18 protein-coding genes are annotated in these 19,116 nt (G+C 36.2%); 8 read left to right on the top strand and 10 right to left on the bottom strand.

The window, feature by feature from the left end; genetic code table 11:
• The first annotated feature begins 90 nt into the window (after positions 1-90).
• The gene (locus AC3WV0_RS16630; protein WP_488847189.1) at positions 91-498 is read left to right on the top strand and encodes an META domain-containing protein; all 408 of its coding nucleotides are present in this window, start codon (positions 91-93) and stop codon (positions 496-498) included.
• Between the two features lie 53 nt (positions 499-551).
• On the opposite strand, the gene AC3WV0_RS16625 is transcribed toward AC3WV0_RS16630, so the two are convergent.
• The 7 genes from AC3WV0_RS16625 to rplS form a co-directional block, all read right to left on the bottom strand.
• Entirely contained in the window at positions 552-794 is a 243-nt protein-coding gene (locus AC3WV0_RS16625) for a DUF8828 family protein (protein WP_090001462.1), read from the bottom strand.
• Positions 795-832: 38 nt separating this feature from the next.
• Entirely contained in the window at positions 833-2,215 is a 1,383-nt protein-coding gene (locus AC3WV0_RS16620) for a hypothetical protein (RefSeq protein ID WP_488847188.1), read from the bottom strand.
• A 50-nt stretch (positions 2,216-2,265) separates the two neighbouring features.
• Positions 2,266-3,156, bottom strand: coding sequence for a 3-hydroxybutyryl-CoA dehydrogenase (locus AC3WV0_RS16615; protein ID WP_488847242.1), 891 nt, complete (start codon positions 3,154-3,156; stop codon positions 2,266-2,268).
• A 29-nt stretch (positions 3,157-3,185) separates the two neighbouring features.
• Positions 3,186-3,593 carry a hypothetical protein gene (locus tag AC3WV0_RS16610; RefSeq protein ID WP_488847187.1) on the bottom strand — a complete coding sequence of 136 codons (408 nt, stop codon included), beginning with the start codon at positions 3,591-3,593 and terminating at the stop codon, positions 3,186-3,188.
• Between the two features lie 30 nt (positions 3,594-3,623).
• Positions 3,624-4,502: a CGA/CIA family class A beta-lactamase gene (gene bla-A, locus AC3WV0_RS16605; RefSeq protein WP_488847186.1), complete on the bottom strand. Its 879-nt coding sequence runs from the start codon at positions 4,500-4,502 to the stop codon at positions 3,624-3,626.
• A 65-nt stretch (positions 4,503-4,567) separates the two neighbouring features.
• Positions 4,568-6,289: a cellulase family glycosylhydrolase gene (locus tag AC3WV0_RS16600; RefSeq protein ID WP_488847185.1), complete on the bottom strand. Its 1,722-nt coding sequence runs from the start codon at positions 6,287-6,289 to the stop codon at positions 4,568-4,570.
• 186 nt (positions 6,290-6,475) lie between these two features.
• On the bottom strand, positions 6,476-6,832 hold the full coding sequence (gene rplS, locus AC3WV0_RS16595) for a 50S ribosomal protein L19 (protein ID WP_007846341.1): 357 nt from the start codon (positions 6,830-6,832) through the stop codon (positions 6,476-6,478).
• Positions 6,833-7,120: 288 nt separating this feature from the next.
• Here rplS and AC3WV0_RS16590 point away from each other — a divergent pair, with 288 nt between their 5' ends.
• Positions 7,121-9,859, top strand: coding sequence for a fibronectin type III domain-containing protein (locus AC3WV0_RS16590; protein WP_488847184.1), 2,739 nt, complete (start codon positions 7,121-7,123; stop codon positions 9,857-9,859).
• A 357-nt stretch (positions 9,860-10,216) separates the two neighbouring features.
• Here the strand turns inward: AC3WV0_RS16590 and AC3WV0_RS16585 are convergent, their stop codons facing one another.
• A complete protein-coding gene (locus AC3WV0_RS16585; RefSeq protein ID WP_090001474.1) occupies positions 10,217-10,594 on the bottom strand; it encodes a DoxX family protein in 378 nt (125 codons plus the stop codon).
• 171 nt (positions 10,595-10,765) lie between these two features.
• Between AC3WV0_RS16585 and AC3WV0_RS16580 the strand changes: the two genes are divergently transcribed.
• Together AC3WV0_RS16580 and AC3WV0_RS16575 are read left to right on the top strand one after the other, a co-directional pair.
• On the top strand, positions 10,766-11,470 hold the full coding sequence (locus AC3WV0_RS16580; protein ID WP_488847183.1) for a CoA transferase subunit A: 705 nt from the start codon (positions 10,766-10,768) through the stop codon (positions 11,468-11,470).
• A 117-nt stretch (positions 11,471-11,587) separates the two neighbouring features.
• The gene (locus tag AC3WV0_RS16575) at positions 11,588-12,241 is read left to right on the top strand and encodes a CoA transferase subunit B (protein ID WP_488847182.1); all 654 of its coding nucleotides are present in this window, start codon (positions 11,588-11,590) and stop codon (positions 12,239-12,241) included.
• Between the two features lie 95 nt (positions 12,242-12,336).
• Here the strand turns inward: AC3WV0_RS16575 and AC3WV0_RS16570 are convergent, their stop codons facing one another.
• A complete protein-coding gene (locus tag AC3WV0_RS16570) occupies positions 12,337-13,017 on the bottom strand; it encodes an outer membrane beta-barrel protein (RefSeq protein WP_488847181.1) in 681 nt (226 codons plus the stop codon).
• Between the two features lie 358 nt (positions 13,018-13,375).
• Between AC3WV0_RS16570 and AC3WV0_RS16565 the strand changes: the two genes are divergently transcribed.
• The 3 genes from AC3WV0_RS16565 (at position 13,376) to AC3WV0_RS16555 (ending at position 17,436) form a co-directional block, all read left to right on the top strand.
• On the top strand, positions 13,376-15,628 hold the full coding sequence (locus AC3WV0_RS16565) for a beta-N-acetylhexosaminidase (RefSeq protein ID WP_488847180.1): 2,253 nt from the start codon (positions 13,376-13,378) through the stop codon (positions 15,626-15,628).
• Positions 15,629-15,715: 87 nt separating this feature from the next.
• Positions 15,716-16,711, top strand: coding sequence for an isoaspartyl peptidase/L-asparaginase family protein (locus AC3WV0_RS16560; protein WP_488847179.1), 996 nt, complete (start codon positions 15,716-15,718; stop codon positions 16,709-16,711).
• Positions 16,712-16,773: 62 nt separating this feature from the next.
• On the top strand, positions 16,774-17,436 hold the full coding sequence (locus AC3WV0_RS16555) for a copper homeostasis protein CutC (RefSeq protein ID WP_488847178.1): 663 nt from the start codon (positions 16,774-16,776) through the stop codon (positions 17,434-17,436).
• Between the two features lie 82 nt (positions 17,437-17,518).
• On the opposite strand, the gene AC3WV0_RS16550 is transcribed toward AC3WV0_RS16555, so the two are convergent.
• Complete coding sequence (locus AC3WV0_RS16550) at positions 17,519-17,752, bottom strand: hypothetical protein (protein ID WP_488847177.1); 234 nt, start codon at positions 17,750-17,752, stop codon at positions 17,519-17,521.
• A 422-nt stretch (positions 17,753-18,174) separates the two neighbouring features.
• Between AC3WV0_RS16550 and AC3WV0_RS16545 the strand changes: the two genes are divergently transcribed.
• Complete coding sequence (locus AC3WV0_RS16545; RefSeq protein ID WP_488847176.1) at positions 18,175-18,768, top strand: hypothetical protein; 594 nt, start codon at positions 18,175-18,177, stop codon at positions 18,766-18,768.
• The last annotated feature ends 348 nt before the right edge of the window (positions 18,769-19,116 follow it).

The raw sequence follows: 19,116 nt of genomic DNA, 5'->3' as shown, positions 1-19,116 counted from the left end.
AAAAATAGCTTTCGGAAAACAATAAAGTTTTATGAGGGCTGTTTAAATAATATTATTTCCGTAAATTTGATTTAAATCAAAAATAAACAAATGAAAAATCTTTTTTTAAGTATATGTACAGTCGCAGTTCTGGTTTCTTGTGGTGCAATGTCTGGTTCTGCCTCAAAAGTAGGTAAGGCTCAGCCTTCATTGTCAGGGACAAAATGGGCATTGGCGGATAATGTGAAAGGAAAAATTCCTACTTTAAATATTGAAGGGGAAAAAATCAACGGAAATACAGGATGTAACAATTATTTCGGAACAGCTAAGGTAGAGCCTTCTACAGGAAATTTTTCTGCGGGGCAGATGGGTTCCACCAAAATGGCTTGTGAGAATATGAGCGTAGAGAGAAATTTTATGGATATGATGTCGAAAGCCAACAAATATGTCATCACCGGGAATGTTCTCGAATTGTATCAGGATAATCTTCTCTTGTTAAAATTCAACAAAGCGGAATAAAATAATAAAAGGAACTCATTTGAGTTCCTTTTTTATGTTTAAATTATTAAAATTTAATCTTCATCTTCTTCCTCGTCGTACTTAGCCAACTCTTCATCGCACCATTTGAATGCAGCCTCTACCACCTTTGTAGCTTCGTCTGCCATAGTTTCTTCGTCATCACCTTCAAGATCATCCAGCCACTCAACTTCTTCCTCCTCAACATTAAGGATGAATCTCGGATATTCTGTATGAACTACGAACAAATCTTCTGGAAATTCCGAATTATCTGCTAATAAAAACTTTGGTAATTTCATTTTTTTAATGTTTTAACTTTAACTCAAAGATAATAAAATTATTGGTATTTGTTCTTGTCAATCTTCATTTTTTGTAAAACTTTATACCTCGTTAAAGTTGTTTTCTGTAAGGTATCTTTTGGCTTTAAACTGAGTACTACATAGGGATTTACAGTACTGATAAGCTCTGCAACCTGAATATATTCAAGATCCTCAATATCTTCCACGTAAAATTTTACCGGACCTTTATCAAGATTTTCGGATTTTAAAAACTGTTTCATCTCTTTTCTGTTTTCAAGATAATTTCCTCTTGATAGCCATGTGAAAGCAATTCCTGAAAGAATACTTAAAAAACCTATCGCATATACTTTATAATTAAAAATCAGAAATAATTTTCTGAAATAAACGAGCCATATAGGAAAGCTGAATGGCGCCATCAGACGATAATCAATTGCATTTACAGAATAGAAATACTGTATGAAATAAGAGCAGATTATTCCGGTAATACTTACGAATATAAAGAAAAACTCAGCCTCTGAAAACCTATATTTAATAAACAGGTATACCATTAAAAGGATATTGAGAAAACCAATTCCATAGATTGCATAATTAATTATTCCTCCTGCCGGATTCGCAATATGAATAAACGGATTAAAAGTAGTACATAATCCCTGAAATAGTTCTTTTAAAAGCTTTGAGGTTGGATGAAGACCAATTTCTAAAAATTCATTTACATAATTTTCATTAAAATAATCGATAAATAAAAATTTATATAAAACAACAAAAATTCCTCCGATCAATCCTGAAATAACAAATGGTCTTGAATATGGCTTTTTCCAGAAAATCAATCCGAAAAGTCCTGTACCTGCCATGATAAATAGTGAACTGTAACGGATATTATATAGCAAAATTAAATTCAATGAAAGATAAAAAATAGCTTTTCCGCCAGTAATTTTTCCTTCGATGATAAGAGATGAAGTGTAAAGAAATAATAATACAAAAGGTAATATCACAGCCTCACTCATGGTATACGAGAATATCGAAAGAAAACTGAATAATGCGCTTAAGACAACTGCTTCTTTAAAGAAAAATTTCTTTTTCCACGTAAAAAAAATAATAAATAAAAATGCTGAAATTCCCACAATTTTACTGCTCCAGAATTCATCAGGTCCGAAAAAAGTAAAAAATTTAATGCTTAAAGGATAGCCCAACGGAGTCGTCGTATTGTCAATTGTTGGAAAAACGTGCGCAAAACGCATATAGCGTATAGAATCAGGATTTGTTCTTCCTTTCTCATTGAGTAAAAAACGGAAAATGATCATCATTAAAGTAATGATGATCATTGATATTTGAATTGTTCTTTCTTTAGATTTCATGGATGGAAAATAGTGAATTTTAATAAATAAGTCAATTTCTTCAAGTGAATTTAAATTGAACTTCACAATTTTTACCTATCTGAGCTGACCATTAACAATTCACCATTCACGTCCATTTATTTTAAAAACATTTTTGCTACTTTTTCTGCTTTTTTGCTTTCAGAATAATCATAGAAACCTTCACCTGATTTTACACCTAATTTTCCAGCCATCACCATGTTGACCAATAACGGATTTGGTGCATATTTAGGATTTTTAAAGCCGTCATACATTACATTTAATATCGCCAAACAAACATCAAGTCCGATAAAATCCGCCAGTTGAAGCGGTCCCATCGGATGCGCCATTCCCAATTTCATTACCGTGTCAATTTCCTCAACACCGGCAACACCGTTGTAAAGCGTTTCGATAGATTCATTAATCATCGGCATTAAGATTCTGTTAGCCACAAAACCGGGATAATCATTTACTTCTACAGGAACTTTTCCTAATGTTTTGCTCATTTCATAAATCGCATCAAAAGTTTCTTTTGAGGTTGAATAGCCTTTGATAATTTCCACCAGCTTCATGATGGGAACAGGATTCATAAAATGCATTCCGATTACTTTATCTGCTCTTTTGGTAGCAGCTGCAATTTTTGTGATGGAAATGGATGAGGTGTTTGTCGCCAATATACAGTTTTCAGGAGCAAACTCGTCCATTTGGCCGAAAATTTTCAGTTTTAATTCCTGATTTTCCGTTGCAGCTTCCACAATAAGATCTGCGTTCCCGACGGCATCTTTAAGCGCTGTAAAAGTGGTAATATTTCCTAAAGTTTCAGCTTTTTGCTCTTCGGTGAGGTTTCCCTTTGCAATTATTCTGTCAAGATTGGTGGTAATGGTTTTCAGCCCCCTGTCTAAAGCTTCCTGCGATACATCTACCAGGTTTACTTTAAATCCGCTTTGAGCGAAAGTATGTGCAATACCATTTCCCATGGTTCCGGCTCCGATAACTACAATGTTTTTGATCATTTTACCTTATTTAGTTTAATTATTTGTTATTTAATCTGCATTAAATTTCTTGCGTTGGACAGATCCGCTTTTTTCGCTGCTCTGGCTTCATTAAAATTAACCATGCCGTCACTGTCTTTTCTTCGTGCATTATTCTGCGCATCAACAGTTGCTTTCAACCCTTTGATGAGTGATGTTTTCTGCGTTATAGTAAGCCTGTCGGTACCAATGTACAGATTATATTCTCCTTCTCGTCCAAGACCGGTTTGTTTATATACTTCCAGACTTTTTATTTTATTTTTACTTTTAAACTGATTCAGGTAATCTGTCACAGGTTTATCGGAAGGAGTTCCGCAACATACACTTGCGTATCCTACGGTGAGGTAATTTTCACTTTTCTGCCCAAAGAATAATGAGCAGCCGAAGATTGCTATTGTTAATACTATTTTTTTCATGTTAACGGTTTTAAAATTAAGCTTAAATTTTTATTTATTAAAATAATCCCAGACAGACTTTGAAATATCTGAAATCATTTTGCAGTTCACCACATTCGTTTCCGTTGAGTTACTGACAAATACAGCTATTGCATAATGCTTACCATTGGGCAAAGTCACGATGCCAATTTCATTTTCAGCACCGGTTAAGCCTGAATTATTCTTGCCGGAAGCTCCCGTTTTTCTTGCCACAGGCGTGTTTTCCGGAAGTTGTTCGATCAGTTTATTTTTTCCTGTCGATGTTGAAAACATAATTTTCATTAAATAATCCTTCGATTTTTGAGAGATCAGTTTTCCATCATAAAATTTCTTCAGCACATCCGTTGCAGAAGTTGCGGTGCTGTAATTTTTGTACTGAATATTCCAGTCTTTGTGCATTTCGGCTTCGTTGTATTTAATCTGAAAGCCCTTTACACCTTTCGAATCCATAAATCGCTGAACGGTCTGTGTGCCACCCAGTAGTTTCAGTATAATATCACAGCCGTTATTATCGCTTTTAGCTACCGTATATTCAAGAATTTCACTTAAAGGGACTTCAACGCCTCCGTCAGGATATTTGTCACGAAGTGGCGACCATGTATTTTCAAATAAATTGGTTTTGTCTAATAAAACCTTCTGATCTAAAGAAAGCTTCCCCTTATCCACATAATTCAGCAAAGCGACAGCAATATGAAATTTAAAAACACTCTGCATCGGAAGTTTCTTATTGGCATTTTTATGGTATTTAAAGCCATCTTCAAAGCCCAGAACGGAAATTCCTACCGTTGCATCTTTATCTTTAATGATACTGTTGATTTTTTGTTCCAAAGCAGATTGCTGGGCAAATGTAAATGCTGAAATGAAAAGAAGAATCAGGCTTATTTTTTTCATAATATTTTGTTTAAAAAGAAATCCCTCTTAGAAACTAAAAGGGATTTGCAATTTAAGATTTTTTTTTATTTAACGTCTAAATAATTCAGGTTGACACCGTCATTTTCAAAATAGATCCTGATCTTGTTTTCGCCTTTTGTAAGGTTAATTCCTTTGGTGGAAACAGTTTTCCAGTTTTCATTTCCTCCTGTGGAGTTGAGAGAAACTGTTGCCAATTGCTTTCCGGAAGCGTCTTCAACCCTGATTTTAGCAGGTGAATTGCTGGAATAATTGATGTCAAAAGTATAGGCTTTCCCGGTTTTAGCATTGATCGTATACTGAAGCCATTCACCGCTTTCTGTTTTTCCTACATAATACTGATTATTGCCGGTTTTATAAATATCAACTCCATCATTTCTCAATTGATTTCCGGAATTCCATTCTGATCTTTTTTCAGGATCACTTACCCAGAGATTGACAAAATCTTTATCAAGATAAGCTGAACCCATTCTTCCTAAATCATAATCTGTGGCCAAAATTTTCCCCGGAGCCTGGAGATTTTTGAAAGGTTTTGTAGAAGAATCGGTCGTCTGCCTGAACATCGCATCAATGACATCATTTTTTACCTCTACATTACTGAACTTATAATTGTCAGCAATCTGCATTAAGGTTTTTCTGGCAAATTCTTTTGATGGTTTTTCACCGCCGTTTTTCCAGTAATCCAACAGTTTCTGATATTCCGGAGTAATTTTTACGTTGGTAATTCCTGCGATATTGTCGATTTTTTTCATCGGCCAGAAGGCGTATCCGATGTTGTGTTTATCCAAAAGCTGAATAAGTTCCGTGAACCAAACATTTGAATTTTCTCCTGTTTCTCCCAGCCAGATTGGGATATTGTGCTTTTCTCTAAGATCCAAAGCAAACTTAAGGGTAGCGTCATCATTGTAATTCCAGTATTTATGGAAACTGAAAACCATATTGTTGTCCCAAAGTGGCGTTAATCCGTTATAATTATTTCCCCAGCCGTTTCCTTCGATAATGATAATATGCTTTTTATCAACGGTACGGATAGCATCCGTGATATCTTTTTGTAATTTCCAAAGTGGAGCATTTGACATTTCATCAGTTCCGTTCGGATTTTTTCCTGTGAAATTGATGTTGGGCTCATTGATAAGGTCATATCCTCCGATCCATGGCTCATCTTTGTATCTTTCTGCTAATTTTTTCCAGAGAGCAATGGTCTTTTTCTGATTTTCTTCGCTTTCCCACAGAGATGGCTTAGACTTGTCGTTGTCGGAAATATTCACATCATTTCCCTGTCCGCCCGGTGCTGCATGAAGATCTAAAATTAAATACATTTTGTTGTCAGCGCACCATTTAAGAAGAGCGTCCGTCATTTTAAATCCTTCTTCCAGCCAGGTATTCTGACCTTTTTTAGGTTCTTTCTCAATGGGCAATGTGTACAGATTGTAGTGCATTGGTAATCTGATTGAGTTAAATCCGGCTTTCTTCAGAAAATCAATATCCTGTTTGGTGATTCCGTTTTTGAGATAAGCTTTATAGAATTCATTCATTCCGTCTTCACCGATAAGCTCTGCGATTTTTTCTTTGATTTTATATTGCGGACCGGCAAAATCAGCGGTTTTCAACATGTATCCCTCCTGAAGCATCCATCCTCCCAGACCGAGACCTCTCAATTGTATGTTTTCACCTTTATCATTTACGATCTTTTGTCCGTTCGTCTTTAAAAGTTGTGATGTCCCAAATTGAGACAATAAAAAAGCGGAAAGTAGGATGGCTCGTTTCATAGTTGTTTTAATTATTAAATATTATGGGATATTTTTAAGAATGATTATTTGATAATGACAAATATATTTAAAATTTATTAAATAGAATTTAAATATTTATATAAGAAGAATATTATGATTTGGCTATAAATGAAAAGAGACTGCTTATTGATAAACAGTCTCTTTTCGTATGTATTGTTGTCTGAATTATTTCTTTTTGTAAGCAGCGTCTTTAATTCTCGCTTTTTTACCTCTAAGATCTCTGAAGTAGTAAATTCTTGATCTTCTAACTTTACCTCTTCTGTCAACTTCAATTTTCTGAAGAGCAGGCATGTTGATAGGGAACACTCTTTCTACCCCTACATCACCAGACATTTTTCTGATCGTGAAAGTTTTTGTAGAACCAGTACCTCTTAATTGGATAACTGTTCCTTTGAAGAACTGAGTTCTTGTTTTTTGTCCTTCCTTAATTTCGTAATAAACAGTGATTGTATCACCCGCTTTGAATTCAGGGAATTCTTTTTTTGTAATGTACTTGTCTTGTACGTACTTTAATAAATCCATTATTAATAAAATAAAATGTTTAAAGCTAAGCAACTTACACGGACTTCGTCAGAGGTTGAATAACAGGCTGCAAATATACAAATCATTTTTCAAATATTCCAAACAAATTAATATTAAAATATAATGAAATGTTGAGGCGAATTTCCGGCATAAAATTAATATTTCCTTGAAGTTATCATCAGGTACAGTTTACATGAGTATTCTACTTTTGCGCGGTGATAAAAGCGCTTCGAAAGCTTTTTAATTATTAAATATAATTTAAACATTTACTATAAACCTGTGTTACTCATGAAAAAAACACTATTCTTTTTTTTGTTTGCCGTCCAGATGGCATTCGGACAAAGTCTGTATCCTTATTTACAGAACCCGACACCAACTTCAATGATTGTCAATTGGAAAACGTCATCCAACAACGAAACGACCGTTTTTTACGGAACGAACCCAGCCAATCTCAACGTGACATTTACCGGAACAACAAATATCTTCTCGGATACTGGTTACAATAACAATTATTATTACCATACCGCCAAGATTACCAATCTGCAGCCGAACACAAAATATTATTATAAAATAAAAACCGGCAGCAGCGAATCTGCCGTTTATAATTTTAGGACACTTCCTTTACCTGGCCAGCCGGTTACTGCCGACGGTAAAATACGTTTTCTGATTATGGGAGACAACCAAATTAAAGCGGAACCAAGATATGATACCTTAACGTTAAATGCTTATAAAAAATTAAAAGAAAAGTTCGGCCCGGATTCTGATCCTTCTGATAATATAGCGCTCACTTTCATGGTAGGAGATCAGGTGGATGTAGGAACACTGGATCATTATGAAAATGTTCATTTTAAAAAGAATATCAATCTATCTCCTTATCTGCCGATACAAACAACGGTCGGAAACCACGAAACTTATGGGACTTTGGGAATGAATTCATATTACGCTCACTTTTATATTGATGAGATAAAGTACAAAAACATCACTTCGGGAAATGAAAACTATTATGCCCAACAGGCGGGAAATGTTCTATTCATCAGCTTAAGCTCCGAACATACAGGATCAGCGCAAATGACCTGGCTTCAGCAGATCCTTAATGAAGCCAATAATGATTCTACCGTAGACTGGATCATTTCTTTGAGCCACAGACCCTATCAGGCGGAACAATATGTTGGTGACATTTCAACCTGGGTGAGGAATAATGCGGTTCCGTTTCTGACGACTTCTTCGAAATATTTAATGCATGTCGGAGCACATCATCATTTATATCACAGAGGTCAGCTGAAAAATACCCCGAATTATCAGATCATTTCCGGTGGCGTTGCATGGGATCAGTATTGGGGAATGTCGACGGAGCAGGATTTTGATGATGTTCAGAAAACATTAACAGACTGGACCTACCAGATTGTTGAAGTTGATGTCAATACAGGAAAGGTAGATGTGGAATCTTATTCGATCGGAGGCGTTTATCATAAAAAATATAATGAATTGATTGATACGTTCCACCGGTACAAAAACCAATCGAAACCGGCAAAGCCTTCTATTTCAAATACTTTTACGGGTCCGGTTACTTTACCTTTAACATTAAACGGAAGCGCATTTTCAAGCACAAACGGAGAATTGTTGAATACGACGCAGTTCCTTATAAGTAAAGCGGCAGATTTTTCTGTCATTGAAAAAGAATTGTACCGAGATTACGAAAATTGGTTTGGCAAAGACGGAAACGGAACTCCTGATATCACAAAAAATCTGAATGCAGGTGTTGATATTACGAAAGCCACCATTGCCGCAAATTCAATTACAAATGGAACGTATTATGTGAAAGTTCGTTATAGAGACAGAAACTTAGAATGGAGCGACTGGAGCGATCCGAAAGAATTCGAGGTTACAGGAAGTGTTGTATCAAATCCAACATTTACACTGGATAAAACCGAATATACGCAAAACGAACCAATCATCGCGACGTTCACAGACGGACCCGGAAATAATCAGGATTGGGTAGGAATTTATAAGAAAGGTCAGAATCCGGCTACGGTAACTTCCCAGGCGTATGTTTATACCAACGGGCAGACAGCCGGAACAGCAACTTTCCCGAACGGAATTGCCAATAAGGGACAGTATTTTGCAGGATTTTTTGCCAATAACGGCTATACGGAAATCACACCGAGAAAAAGCTTTTATGTAGGTCCGAAAGTGGTATTAAGTACTACCGCAGACGTTTATCCTGTGGGTGGAACAGTGACTGTAAATTTCTCAAACGGACCAAATTTAACAAAAGACTGGATCGGGATCTACAAAATGGGCCATACTCCGGGAAATGTAAATTCTACCCAGTGGAGCTATGTGACAACAGCGTCAGGAAGTCTTAATTTCACAGGTCTTGCGAAAGGATATTATTATGCACAGTATTTTCTGGAAGACGGCTATACAGCGATTGGTGAAAAAGTTTTCTTTAAAGTCGGAGATATTGTAACAGAACTTTGGACGAATAAACCGGTATATACTTTGGGTGAAAATATTACTGCTTCATGGACGGATTCTCCGGGAATCATCAAAGACTGGCTGGGAATTTACCCTCAAAGCGTTACGGTTCCGGATGATAATTTTGTTTCTTATACTTACTTTGACGGCGTTACTCAGGGAACAAAGACTATTCAGGGAACAGCAGTTCCGGCAACACCGGGAAATTATTATATGGTGATGTTTACCAATGATTCTTATACTGAAGTTTCAAACAGGGTTCAGTTTCAGGTAACCGGATCAACATTAGGAACAGAAGAGACAAAAAGTACGGAGAAAAATGTAATATTGTACCCGAATCCTACAAAACCGGGCGAACCGACATTTATCAAAAGTGATTATCCTATTGAAAAAATAGAATTGCTTTCCGCAAACGGAGATTTGCTATATGAATCAAAAAATATTAATAATCAGCGGTTTTCTTTGGTTAATGAAAATCTTCCAAAAGGCGTCTATTTCGTAAAAGTCCATACCCGAAAATTATTTACTTTAAAACTGATTATTCAATAGCGGATGAAGTCCCGAAGGGACGATCTATATCAGGATTGGATGCCAGTCCAATCTACTATATTAAAAAGGACGATCTATAATAGAATTGGATATCAGTCCAATCTACTATATTAAAAAGGACGATCTATAATAGAATTGGATATCAGTCCAATCTACCATATTAAAGACATCCGTTAAAGAGTCCCGAAGGGACGATCTATATCAGGATTGGATGTCGGTCCAATCTACAATCATTAAAGACATCCGTTAAAGAGTCCCGAAGGGACGATCTATATCAGGATTGGATGTCAGTCCAATTAATAAATACAGTATATTAAAAAAAGAAGCGGCAAAAATTGAAAATTTTTGCCGCTTCCATTATTCATCCGTAGATTTCAATGCCCAGGCAATAAGCGGAGCCTGCATAAATAATCTTGCAAATCGCTGATTATCCGTATTAAGTCCGAAGGAATCCCTTCTGTTTTTATATTGGGCGATATTCCCGGGAAGTACGGCGGCAAAGAAACCGGCAACAATTTTCCCCATTGTTTTGCGGTATTTCTTAGGCGTAGCAATAACGGCTGTTCCTAATGCGATTTCAGCAATTCCGGAATAAACAACCGTATCATCTTTATCCAGAGGAACCCATTCAGGAACCTGAGCCTGGAATTCTTTTCTTGCAAAAGTGAGATGTCCTATTCCTGCTGTTATGAGAAATGCTCCTAAGGCAATTCTTGAAATGTTTTTCGCTTCCATAATAATAAATTTAATGGTGATAATTGGTGTGTCATATCTTAACCAAAATTCAGACCATGATAAACCATTGTCTGATAAGATGTAGTAATGCAATATGCTAAATCATCAGCCGTTTCTTCCTGATATAAGAAAAAGTATTAAATTTAAGCCAACAGAAAAATCTAATATTTCATGATAGATAAAAGAGTAAAAAATGCAAAGGAAGCCATCGCAGGCATTACAGACGGAATGACATTAATGCTGGGAGGGTTCGGACTTTGCGGTATTCCTGAAAATTCAATTAACGCCTTGGTAGAGAGTGATGTAAAAGATCTTACATGCATATCAAACAATGCCGGAGTCGATGATTTCGGATTAGGATTGCTGTTGCAGAAAAGACAGATCAAAAAAATGATTTCCTCTTATGTTGGAGAAAATGCAGAGTTTGAAAGACAGATGCTTTCCGGCGAACTTGAAGTTGAGCTTACTCCACAGGGAACTTTGGCGGAAAAATGCAGAGCGGCACAGGCAGGAATTCCGGCTTTCTATACGCCGGCAGGTTTCGGAACTGAGGTGGCCGAAGGAAAGGAAGTAAAAGATTTTGATGGGACACCTCATATTCTGGAACATGCATTCAAAGCAGATTTTTCCATTGTAAAAGCCTGGAAAGGGGATCATGCAGGTAACCTTATCTTTAAAGGATCGGCAAGAAATTTTAATCATCCGATGGCCGGAGCAGGAAAAATTACCATTGCAGAAGTGGAAGAACTGGTAGAACCAGGCGAACTGGATCCTAATCAGATACACATTCCGGGAATTATGATCCAGAGAATTTTCCAGGGTGAAAAATTTGAAAAAAGAATAGAACAGCATACCGTAAGAAAAAGAGATCATTAGTAAAGATGATAATTGCTTTCATATTTAAAGTAATTTATATTAAATCTTACGCATTTTTGAGTTAAAAAACAGGTCAATTCCAGATTGACTCATTAAACAAATTTTCAAATTATTACCATGTTAAGTAAAGAAGATATAGCAAAACGTATTTCAAAAGAAGTCAAAGACGGATATTATGTAAACCTCGGAATCGGAATCCCGACTCTGGTGGCCAATTATGTTCCAGAGAATCTCAACGTAGAATTCCAGAGTGAAAATGGCGTTTTGGGAATGGGACCGTTTCCCTACGAAGGAGAAGAAGATGCAGACATCATCAACGCAGGAAAACAGACGATCACCATTTTAGCTGGAGGATCATTCTTCGATTCTGCATTCAGCTTTGGGATGATCAGAAGCAAGAAAGTAGATCTTACGATTCTCGGAGCGATGGAAGTTTCCGAAAACGGAGATATTGCCAACTGGAAAATCCCGGGAAAAATGGTGAAAGGCATGGGCGGTGCAATGGATCTCGTAGCCTCCGCAGAGAATATTATCGTTGCCATGATGCACGTCAACAAAGCCGGAGAAAGCAAAATCCTGAAAAAATGTACGCTTCCTCTGACGGGTGTTAACTGTGTAAAAAGAGTGGTGACAGAATTGGCGGTTTTAGATGTTACACCTGCCGGTTTTAAACTAATTGAAAGGGCTCCCGGAGTTTCCGTAGAGCACATTATACAATCAACAGAAGCAGATCTTATTATAGAAGGTGAAATTCCTGAGATGAAATTTTAAATAAAAATAAAAGCTGTTTCAATTTTCCTGAAACAGCTTTTTTAGAAAAAGTATTATGTTTTTAAAGTGTTGAAAATATAATATTCATTGTGTTTTCAGAATAAGAACTTAAACCCGAAAGATAAGGTAGAAATTGCATTTCCGTTTGGTCCAAGTACAGCTTTATTATAATCTGGTGTTACCGTTGCTACATGGGCTAATGAAAAATCTGTTGTTTTAATATCTTTTGTTGTTCCCGGATAATTTTTAATCGTTGTATAAGAGAGATTGGCCAGATTGTAAGAGAATTCTACCGTAAAATGTTTTGTCAGTACATAATCTAAACCTCCTGATAAAGCCAATCCGATCTGGTTTACTTTGATATCGCTGTCCGGTACAGACTGTCCGTTTGCCGTTACTTTGGTTTTCCCTGAAATGATAGGCACTGCAAGTTGTCCGAAGAAAAATAAACCTCCGTGTATGTTCCAGTATTTTCTTGCCAGCGGCTCAACCACTAGCAGATTCGTTTTTAAAGTAACATTTTCCGCAAACTGATTGGTTGATTTTACTCCAATATTTCCTACAGCGAGTCCTACAGCAGTAGATGGACCGACAAAATATCCTGCAAGAGGCAAAATTGTTGTACTTGATGATTTACCTGTTTCTGAACCATCATTTGTACTCTGATAACCGACTTGGGCTGTAGCAAACCACGTTCCTTTTAAACCTTCTTGTTTTGTCTGAGCATTGCATAATCCCATTATTACCACAAAACTGGTCAATAATAATTTTCTCATGTTCCTAATTTTTGTTTGTTTAACGAGATCAAATTTATTATCGTTTTAACATTTTTTATGACGGTTTATTACTGATATTTGTCACTTTTGATATTTATCATTTTCGTTAAATAATAAAATTTTTGTTTTTAAATTTACAGTAAATTAAGGTGTATTTTTTAGATATTTTTAAATTATACTATTTTGATTTGAATTATTTCTATTGGCTTTCCTGTTTCGTAAGCCCGAATTTTCTATGGATCGATTTCTAAATTTAAATTAAGATCTTATAAAATTTCCTGCTTTAAGACTTAAGATATTAAATCATCTGTAAATTTTCAGAAAATAAGTATATTCGCCTAAATCTTAAACTCACAAAATGCAGCGTTTTTTACTGGTATTTTCTGTATTGTTTTCAAGTCTGTTTTTCACTCAAACAAGATTAAATGTAATTCCTTATCCACAAAAAGTGGAATTTCAGAATGGTGAATTTAATGTAAATGATCAAACAGCTGTTAAAGGTGTTGAAACCTCTTTTGAATATCATTTTTTTTTAAATTCATTAAAGCGACAGTATAATCTTGATTTATCAAAAAATAAAAGAAGCAGTGGAGGGAATGTTATTTTTATGACCATTGATAAAAAAATAAATGATGCTGTTGATTACGAAATAACTGTTGATAAAAAACTAATTTCACTAAAAGCAAAAAGTAATGAAGGGTTATTTCATGGGATCCAGACTTTGCTTCAGCTTATCCGAAATTCTAAAAACGGAAATATTCCGGCAGTAAAAATTTCTGATACACCAAAATTCGCCTGGCGTGGAATGCACCTCGATGTCTGCCGTCATTTTTTCACAGTCGATGAAGTTAAGCAATACATCGATTATCTCGCGATGTACAAATTGAATACATTTCACTGGCATTTGACAGACGACCAGGGCTGGAGAATTGAAATTAAAAAATATCCAAAATTAACACAAATCGGTTCGAAACGTAAAGAATCCATGATCGGAGCTTATGTTGACAATACGTTTGACGGAAAACCTTACGGGCCATACTTCTACACGCAAGAACAGATTAAAGATGTTGTAAAATACGCGCAGGAAAGACATATCACCGTTGTTCCGGAAATCGAAATGCCGGGTCATGCATTGGCTGCTTTATCGGCATATCCTGAATTGGCCTGTACAAAAGGACCATTCGAACCGGCTACGAAATGGGGCGTTTTTGATGATGTTTTCTGTCCGAAGGATGAAACTTTCAAATTTTTGGAAAATGTTTTAGATGAGGTGATAGCGCTTTTTCCTTCAAAATATATTCACATCGGAGGTGATGAATGTCCGAAAACAAGATGGAAAGAATGTGCCCATTGCCAGGAATTGATAAAGAAAAATAATCTCAAGGATGAACATGGTTTACAAAGCTACTTTATTCATAAGATTGAAAAATATGTCAACTCAAAAGGAAGAAAAATCATCGGCTGGGACGAAATTCTGGAAGGCGGTTTAGCTCCAAACGCTGCCGTCATGAGCTGGACGGGAATTAAAGGCGGAGTTGAAGCTGCAAAATCGGGTCATTTCGCGGTAATGACCCCCGGATCTTATTGTTATTTTGATCATTATCAGGGAGATCCTGCGACTGAGCCCAATGCTTTCGGAGGTTTTACACCATTGGATAAAGTATATTCTTATAACCCGATTCCTGAAGAATTAAATCAGGACGAAGCAAAATATATTTTAGGTGTTCAGGCTAATCTTTGGACAGAATATATTCTTGATTTTAAACAGGTTCAGTATATGATTTTTCCCAGATTACTCGCTCTTTCAGAAGTAGGTTGGGGAACTTCAGATCCTGAAAATTATAAAGAATTTGAAGGTCGGGCCATCAACGAATTCAAAACATTGGATAAAATGGGTGTTAATTATGCAAAAAGCATCTATAATGTTTCAGGAAAAGTGATTTCTGTTAATAATGGGATCGCTTATGAACTTTCTACCTCGCAAAATCCAAATGGAATCCGTTATACGTTGGACGGAACTGATCCTAAGGTAAATTCTCAGCCTTATCAAAGCCCTGTTCCTGTTTCAAAATCTTTAACGGTAAAATCTGCTTATTTTGAAAACGGACAATTGAAAAGTGCCATTTCTTTACAAAATTTCACCATATCAAAAACCACCGGAAAAAGGATTACGCTACAAGATCAGCCAAGTGAAAATTATTCTTTTGGAGGCGCTTTTACTTTGGTTGACGGAATTATCGGAAATCCAAAGCAATTAGGAAAAACATGGTTAGGATTTCAGGGAAAAGATGTAGTTGCAACCATTGATTTTGGACAGAAAACTTCTTTCTCGGAAGTTTATTTTAATACGCTGGATAATAAAGGAAGCTGGATCCATTTAGCAAAATTCGCACAGATTTTTATATCAGATAACGGAATTGATTTTAAGATGATAAAAGAAATCGGAAAAGATGAAATTCTTTCTACTAACGGAAAAATCAGGTTAAATGTAGGAAATCAGAATTCAAAATATATAAAAATAAAAATCGAAAATGCAGGAATTATTCCGGCCGGAAATCCCGGTGCCGATTCAAAAGCCTGGCTATTCGTCGATGAAATCGGAGCAAACTAATAATCTCAACCTTAATCTCAACCTCAACCTCAATCTTAATCTCAACCTTAGCCTTTACCTCAACCTCAACCTTAGCCTTAAATACATATGAACTCACGCAGAAAATTTATAAAAAATACAGCCATTGCATCATCCGCATTATTGCTGAATCCTCTTGATCTTTTTGGCAAAAATGCACCTGAAAGCGACCACAAAATAATCAATAAGCCGATCGTTCTTTCTACCTGGAATTTTGGTTTGAAAGCCAATGAAGAAGCCTGGACCATTTTAGGAAAAGGAGGCAGGGCTTTGGATGCGGTGGAAAAAGGAGTACGACTCGTAGAAGATGATCCCAATGAAAGAAGTGTGGGGTATGGCGGCCGTCCGGACAGAGACGGAAGAGTGACGCTGGATGCCTGCATCATGGATGAAAATTACAATATCGGTTCAGTAGCCTGCCTGGAAAATATTAAAAATCCGATTTCTGTAGCCAGAGCCGTGATGGAGAAGACACCTCACGTCATGTTGGTTGGCGATGGAGCTTTGCAGTTTGCGGTTTCCCATGGTTTTAAAAAAGAAAATCTTCTCACTCCTGAATCAGAAAAAGAATGGAAAGACTGGCTGAAAGACAGTAAATATCAGCCGATTGTCAATATCGAAAATCATGATACCATCGGAATGATCGCTATGGATGCTCAGGGAAACCTTTCCGGGGCATGCACCACCAGCGGAATGGCATTCAAAATGCATGGAAGAGTAGGAGATTCCCCCATCATCGGAGCAGGATTGTTTGTGGATAATGAAGTCGGAGCAGCAACAGCTACAGGTCATGGTGAAGAGGTGATCAGAACTGTCGGAACTCATTTGGTGGTGGAATTAATGAGACAGGGAAGGAATCCACAACAAGCCTGTAAAGAAGCGGTGGAAAGAATTGTACAGATTACCAAAAAAAGAAAGAAAAATCTGAAAGATATCCAGGTGGGTTTTATTGCAATTAATAAAAAAGGGGAATATGGCTCATATTGTATTCAGGACGGATTCAATTTTGCCGTTTACGATCAGAAAGGCAACCGTTTGGAAAAACCAGACTTTGCTTTGAAATAATTTTATTAGAAATTAATTTTGCTAAACCTAAACCTAAACCTAAACCTAAACCTAAACCTAAAATGTCCAAAATAGAAATAGCATGCTTTAATCCCGAATCAGCCATCACAGCATTTGAAAACGGGGCCGACCGGATAGAATTGTGCGACGGATTAAACGAAGGCGGAACCACTCCGAATTTTGAAACCGTAAGACAGCTTCGGGAAAAGATCAGCATTCCTGTTTTTGTGATGATTCGTCCACGTGGAGGAGATTTTACATATTCGGCGGCAGAATTTGAGGAAATGAAATCAGATCTGATCCAATTAAAATCTTTAAACGTTGATGGTTTCGTTTTTGGAATTTTAAATGAAAATGATGAGATTAATGTAGAGCAAAATAAGGAATTGGTTGAACTGGCAAAACCTTATCCATCTACATTTCATCGCGCATTCGACAGAGCCAGAAATCTGGAAGATTCACTAGAAAAAGTAATCGAATGTGGATTTAAAACAATCCTCACTTCCGGCCAGAAACCAAATGTTTCTGAAGGAAAAGAAAATCTGAAAAAACTGGTGGAGCTGTCAGCAGGAAGAATTGAAATTCTTGTTGGTGGCGGACTTCGGTCGACAAATATTGAGGAAATAAGAAATTTTACCAAAGCAAATTATTTTCATTCTTCTGCAATTACTGACGGCGTTGCTTTTGCTGATGCGGATGAGGTAGTTGCTTTGAAAAGTAAGTAGAATATACATTACTAAAACATCATTCAGCATTAGCACCCCAAAAGTACACACAATTATTTCAAAAATCTTTACGCTCAAAGGGTTAAAAATAAATCCTCGCAATGATCTCAAAGCTGATTTTGTTGTTTCCTTTGATGCTTTTTGCTGCAAAATCCGGCTCTACGGAGAGATCATATTTCTTCACATCCCAGAAGTTTCTGAATGCTGTATTAGAGCCTTTTAAAGTATCCTGTTTTGTAAAGGTTTTGTCTTTTTCAAAGAACTGACCGGATACCAGCCCTGAAGCTAATAAAACAGTATATGAAATTTTTTTCATCTGAATTAAATTAATCTTCCAAAAAAAAGAAAATAAATAGATTACAAAACGTAAAAGTAAGATTGTTTGTATGATCTATAATGAAATAATCACTTATAATGTTATTTCTTTACGGATCGTGTATCATTAGTTTCTGAATTCGAAAATTCTGTGAGACTGGCCAAGAAAAAAGTAGTCCCACTTAGACTACTTTTTCTGTGACAAATGTAAACAAATTATCAATATTTCCAAATAATAATCTGTTGTTTTTTAATGTGTTAATTAATTAGCAAATGTAATTTCCTTTAAAAACTGGCTGTTTCAGAGCTAAAAGAACTGCCTTCGTTTTTAACTTAAAAAAACAGAACCATGTTGATTCTTAAATCATTGGTTGTAAAAGTAGTCTAAGTGGGACTACCTTTTTATACACAATGATACTACGAATGATGCCCCCTATACAGTTCCCTCTATCCCTGCGTTTTAGCGTAAGGCTGCTGTGCTTGCAGGTATTTTTCATTGCTGTTGTTATCAGTTCCCAGACTCCCTTTTCTTATTCCGATTCAACACTTTTTATATCTGAAGATTCTTATCTCTATATTGAATCACCGATTGACATCTCCACTGAATCTTTTTCAGAGATAAATAATGTGGTAAAAAAGACCAATATAACTAAACGTAAAGCTTTCTTCACGCTAAAGTCAACATCTACCAGCAAAAATCATATCAATCCATCAAGCCAGACTTGCTTCACAGTTCCGAAGAGTTACCATTATATTGCAAACTCAGGCAACCCTTTGTCAACAGCTGTTTTAGGAAATCCTTCTCCATTAAAACAACATCATAAAATGACCGGCTCTGACTTTTGGGCTGTACCACAAGTAACTGCCTCAGAAAATAAACTTCTATATCATGTTATTAACCATTTCAATCTCTTAAAAGTTATCATCAATCACTTCAGCCGTCCTCCGCCTATATTTACGATCATTAGTAAACATCATTTATCAATGATCAATTATCATTCATCATATTTAACATAAATAAGCACAAACATCTATGCACAAATAACACAAATGCTTTAAATGCAACGGAACTTTCCACTCCGTTTGTCATCCCGTAGGGATCTCAGCAAAGCATTTCAACACAACACTTGTGAAATTAGTGTTCAATCCATTAGTGCCATTCGTGTTAAGAACAGCTATCTAACGTATTAATTAAACACAAATAAGCACAAATATCTATGCGCAAATAGCACAAATGCTTAATGCAAAAGGATACTTTCCACTCCGTTTGTCATCCCGTAGGGATCTAAGCAAAGATTTTTACACAACATTTGTGAAATTAGTGTTCAAGCCATTAGTGCCATTCGTGTTTCGTCAATTCGAGTG

This window comes from Chryseobacterium sp. 27AL, from assembly GCF_057815395.1.
Note: the sequence above shows the minus strand (reverse complement) of the source record. Positions and strands in the feature narration are given on the sequence as shown.

Excerpts from the sequence above, each read along its gene's own strand:
- AC3WV0_RS16630 (WP_488847189.1), top strand. The coding sequence starts at position 91 with ATGAAAAATCTTTTTTTAAGTATATGTACAGTCGCAGTTCTGGTTTCT.
- rplS (WP_007846341.1), bottom strand. The coding sequence starts at position 6,832 with ATGGATTTATTAAAGTACGTACAAGACAAGTACATTACAAAAAAAGAA.
- AC3WV0_RS16625 (WP_090001462.1), bottom strand. The coding sequence starts at position 794 with ATGAAATTACCAAAGTTTTTATTAGCAGATAATTCGGAATTTCCAGAA.
- AC3WV0_RS16555 (WP_488847178.1), top strand. The coding sequence starts at position 16,774 with ATGTCCAAAATAGAAATAGCATGCTTTAATCCCGAATCAGCCATCACA.
- AC3WV0_RS16575 (WP_488847182.1), top strand. The coding sequence starts at position 11,588 with ATGTTAAGTAAAGAAGATATAGCAAAACGTATTTCAAAAGAAGTCAAA.
- AC3WV0_RS16585 (WP_090001474.1), bottom strand. The coding sequence starts at position 10,594 with ATGGAAGCGAAAAACATTTCAAGAATTGCCTTAGGAGCATTTCTCATA.
- AC3WV0_RS16580 (WP_488847183.1), top strand. The coding sequence starts at position 10,766 with ATGATAGATAAAAGAGTAAAAAATGCAAAGGAAGCCATCGCAGGCATT.
- AC3WV0_RS16560 (WP_488847179.1), top strand. The coding sequence starts at position 15,716 with ATGAACTCACGCAGAAAATTTATAAAAAATACAGCCATTGCATCATCC.
- AC3WV0_RS16610 (WP_488847187.1), bottom strand. The coding sequence starts at position 3,593 with ATGAAAAAAATAGTATTAACAATAGCAATCTTCGGCTGCTCATTATTC.
- AC3WV0_RS16545 (WP_488847176.1), top strand. The coding sequence starts at position 18,175 with ATGATGCCCCCTATACAGTTCCCTCTATCCCTGCGTTTTAGCGTAAGG.
- AC3WV0_RS16600 (WP_488847185.1), bottom strand. The coding sequence starts at position 6,289 with ATGAAACGAGCCATCCTACTTTCCGCTTTTTTATTGTCTCAATTTGGG.
- bla-A (WP_488847186.1), bottom strand. The coding sequence starts at position 4,502 with ATGAAAAAAATAAGCCTGATTCTTCTTTTCATTTCAGCATTTACATTT.
- AC3WV0_RS16550 (WP_488847177.1), bottom strand. The coding sequence starts at position 17,752 with ATGAAAAAAATTTCATATACTGTTTTATTAGCTTCAGGGCTGGTATCC.
- AC3WV0_RS16565 (WP_488847180.1), top strand. The coding sequence starts at position 13,376 with ATGCAGCGTTTTTTACTGGTATTTTCTGTATTGTTTTCAAGTCTGTTT.
- AC3WV0_RS16570 (WP_488847181.1), bottom strand. The coding sequence starts at position 13,017 with ATGAGAAAATTATTATTGACCAGTTTTGTGGTAATAATGGGATTATGC.
- AC3WV0_RS16590 (WP_488847184.1), top strand. The coding sequence starts at position 7,121 with ATGAAAAAAACACTATTCTTTTTTTTGTTTGCCGTCCAGATGGCATTC.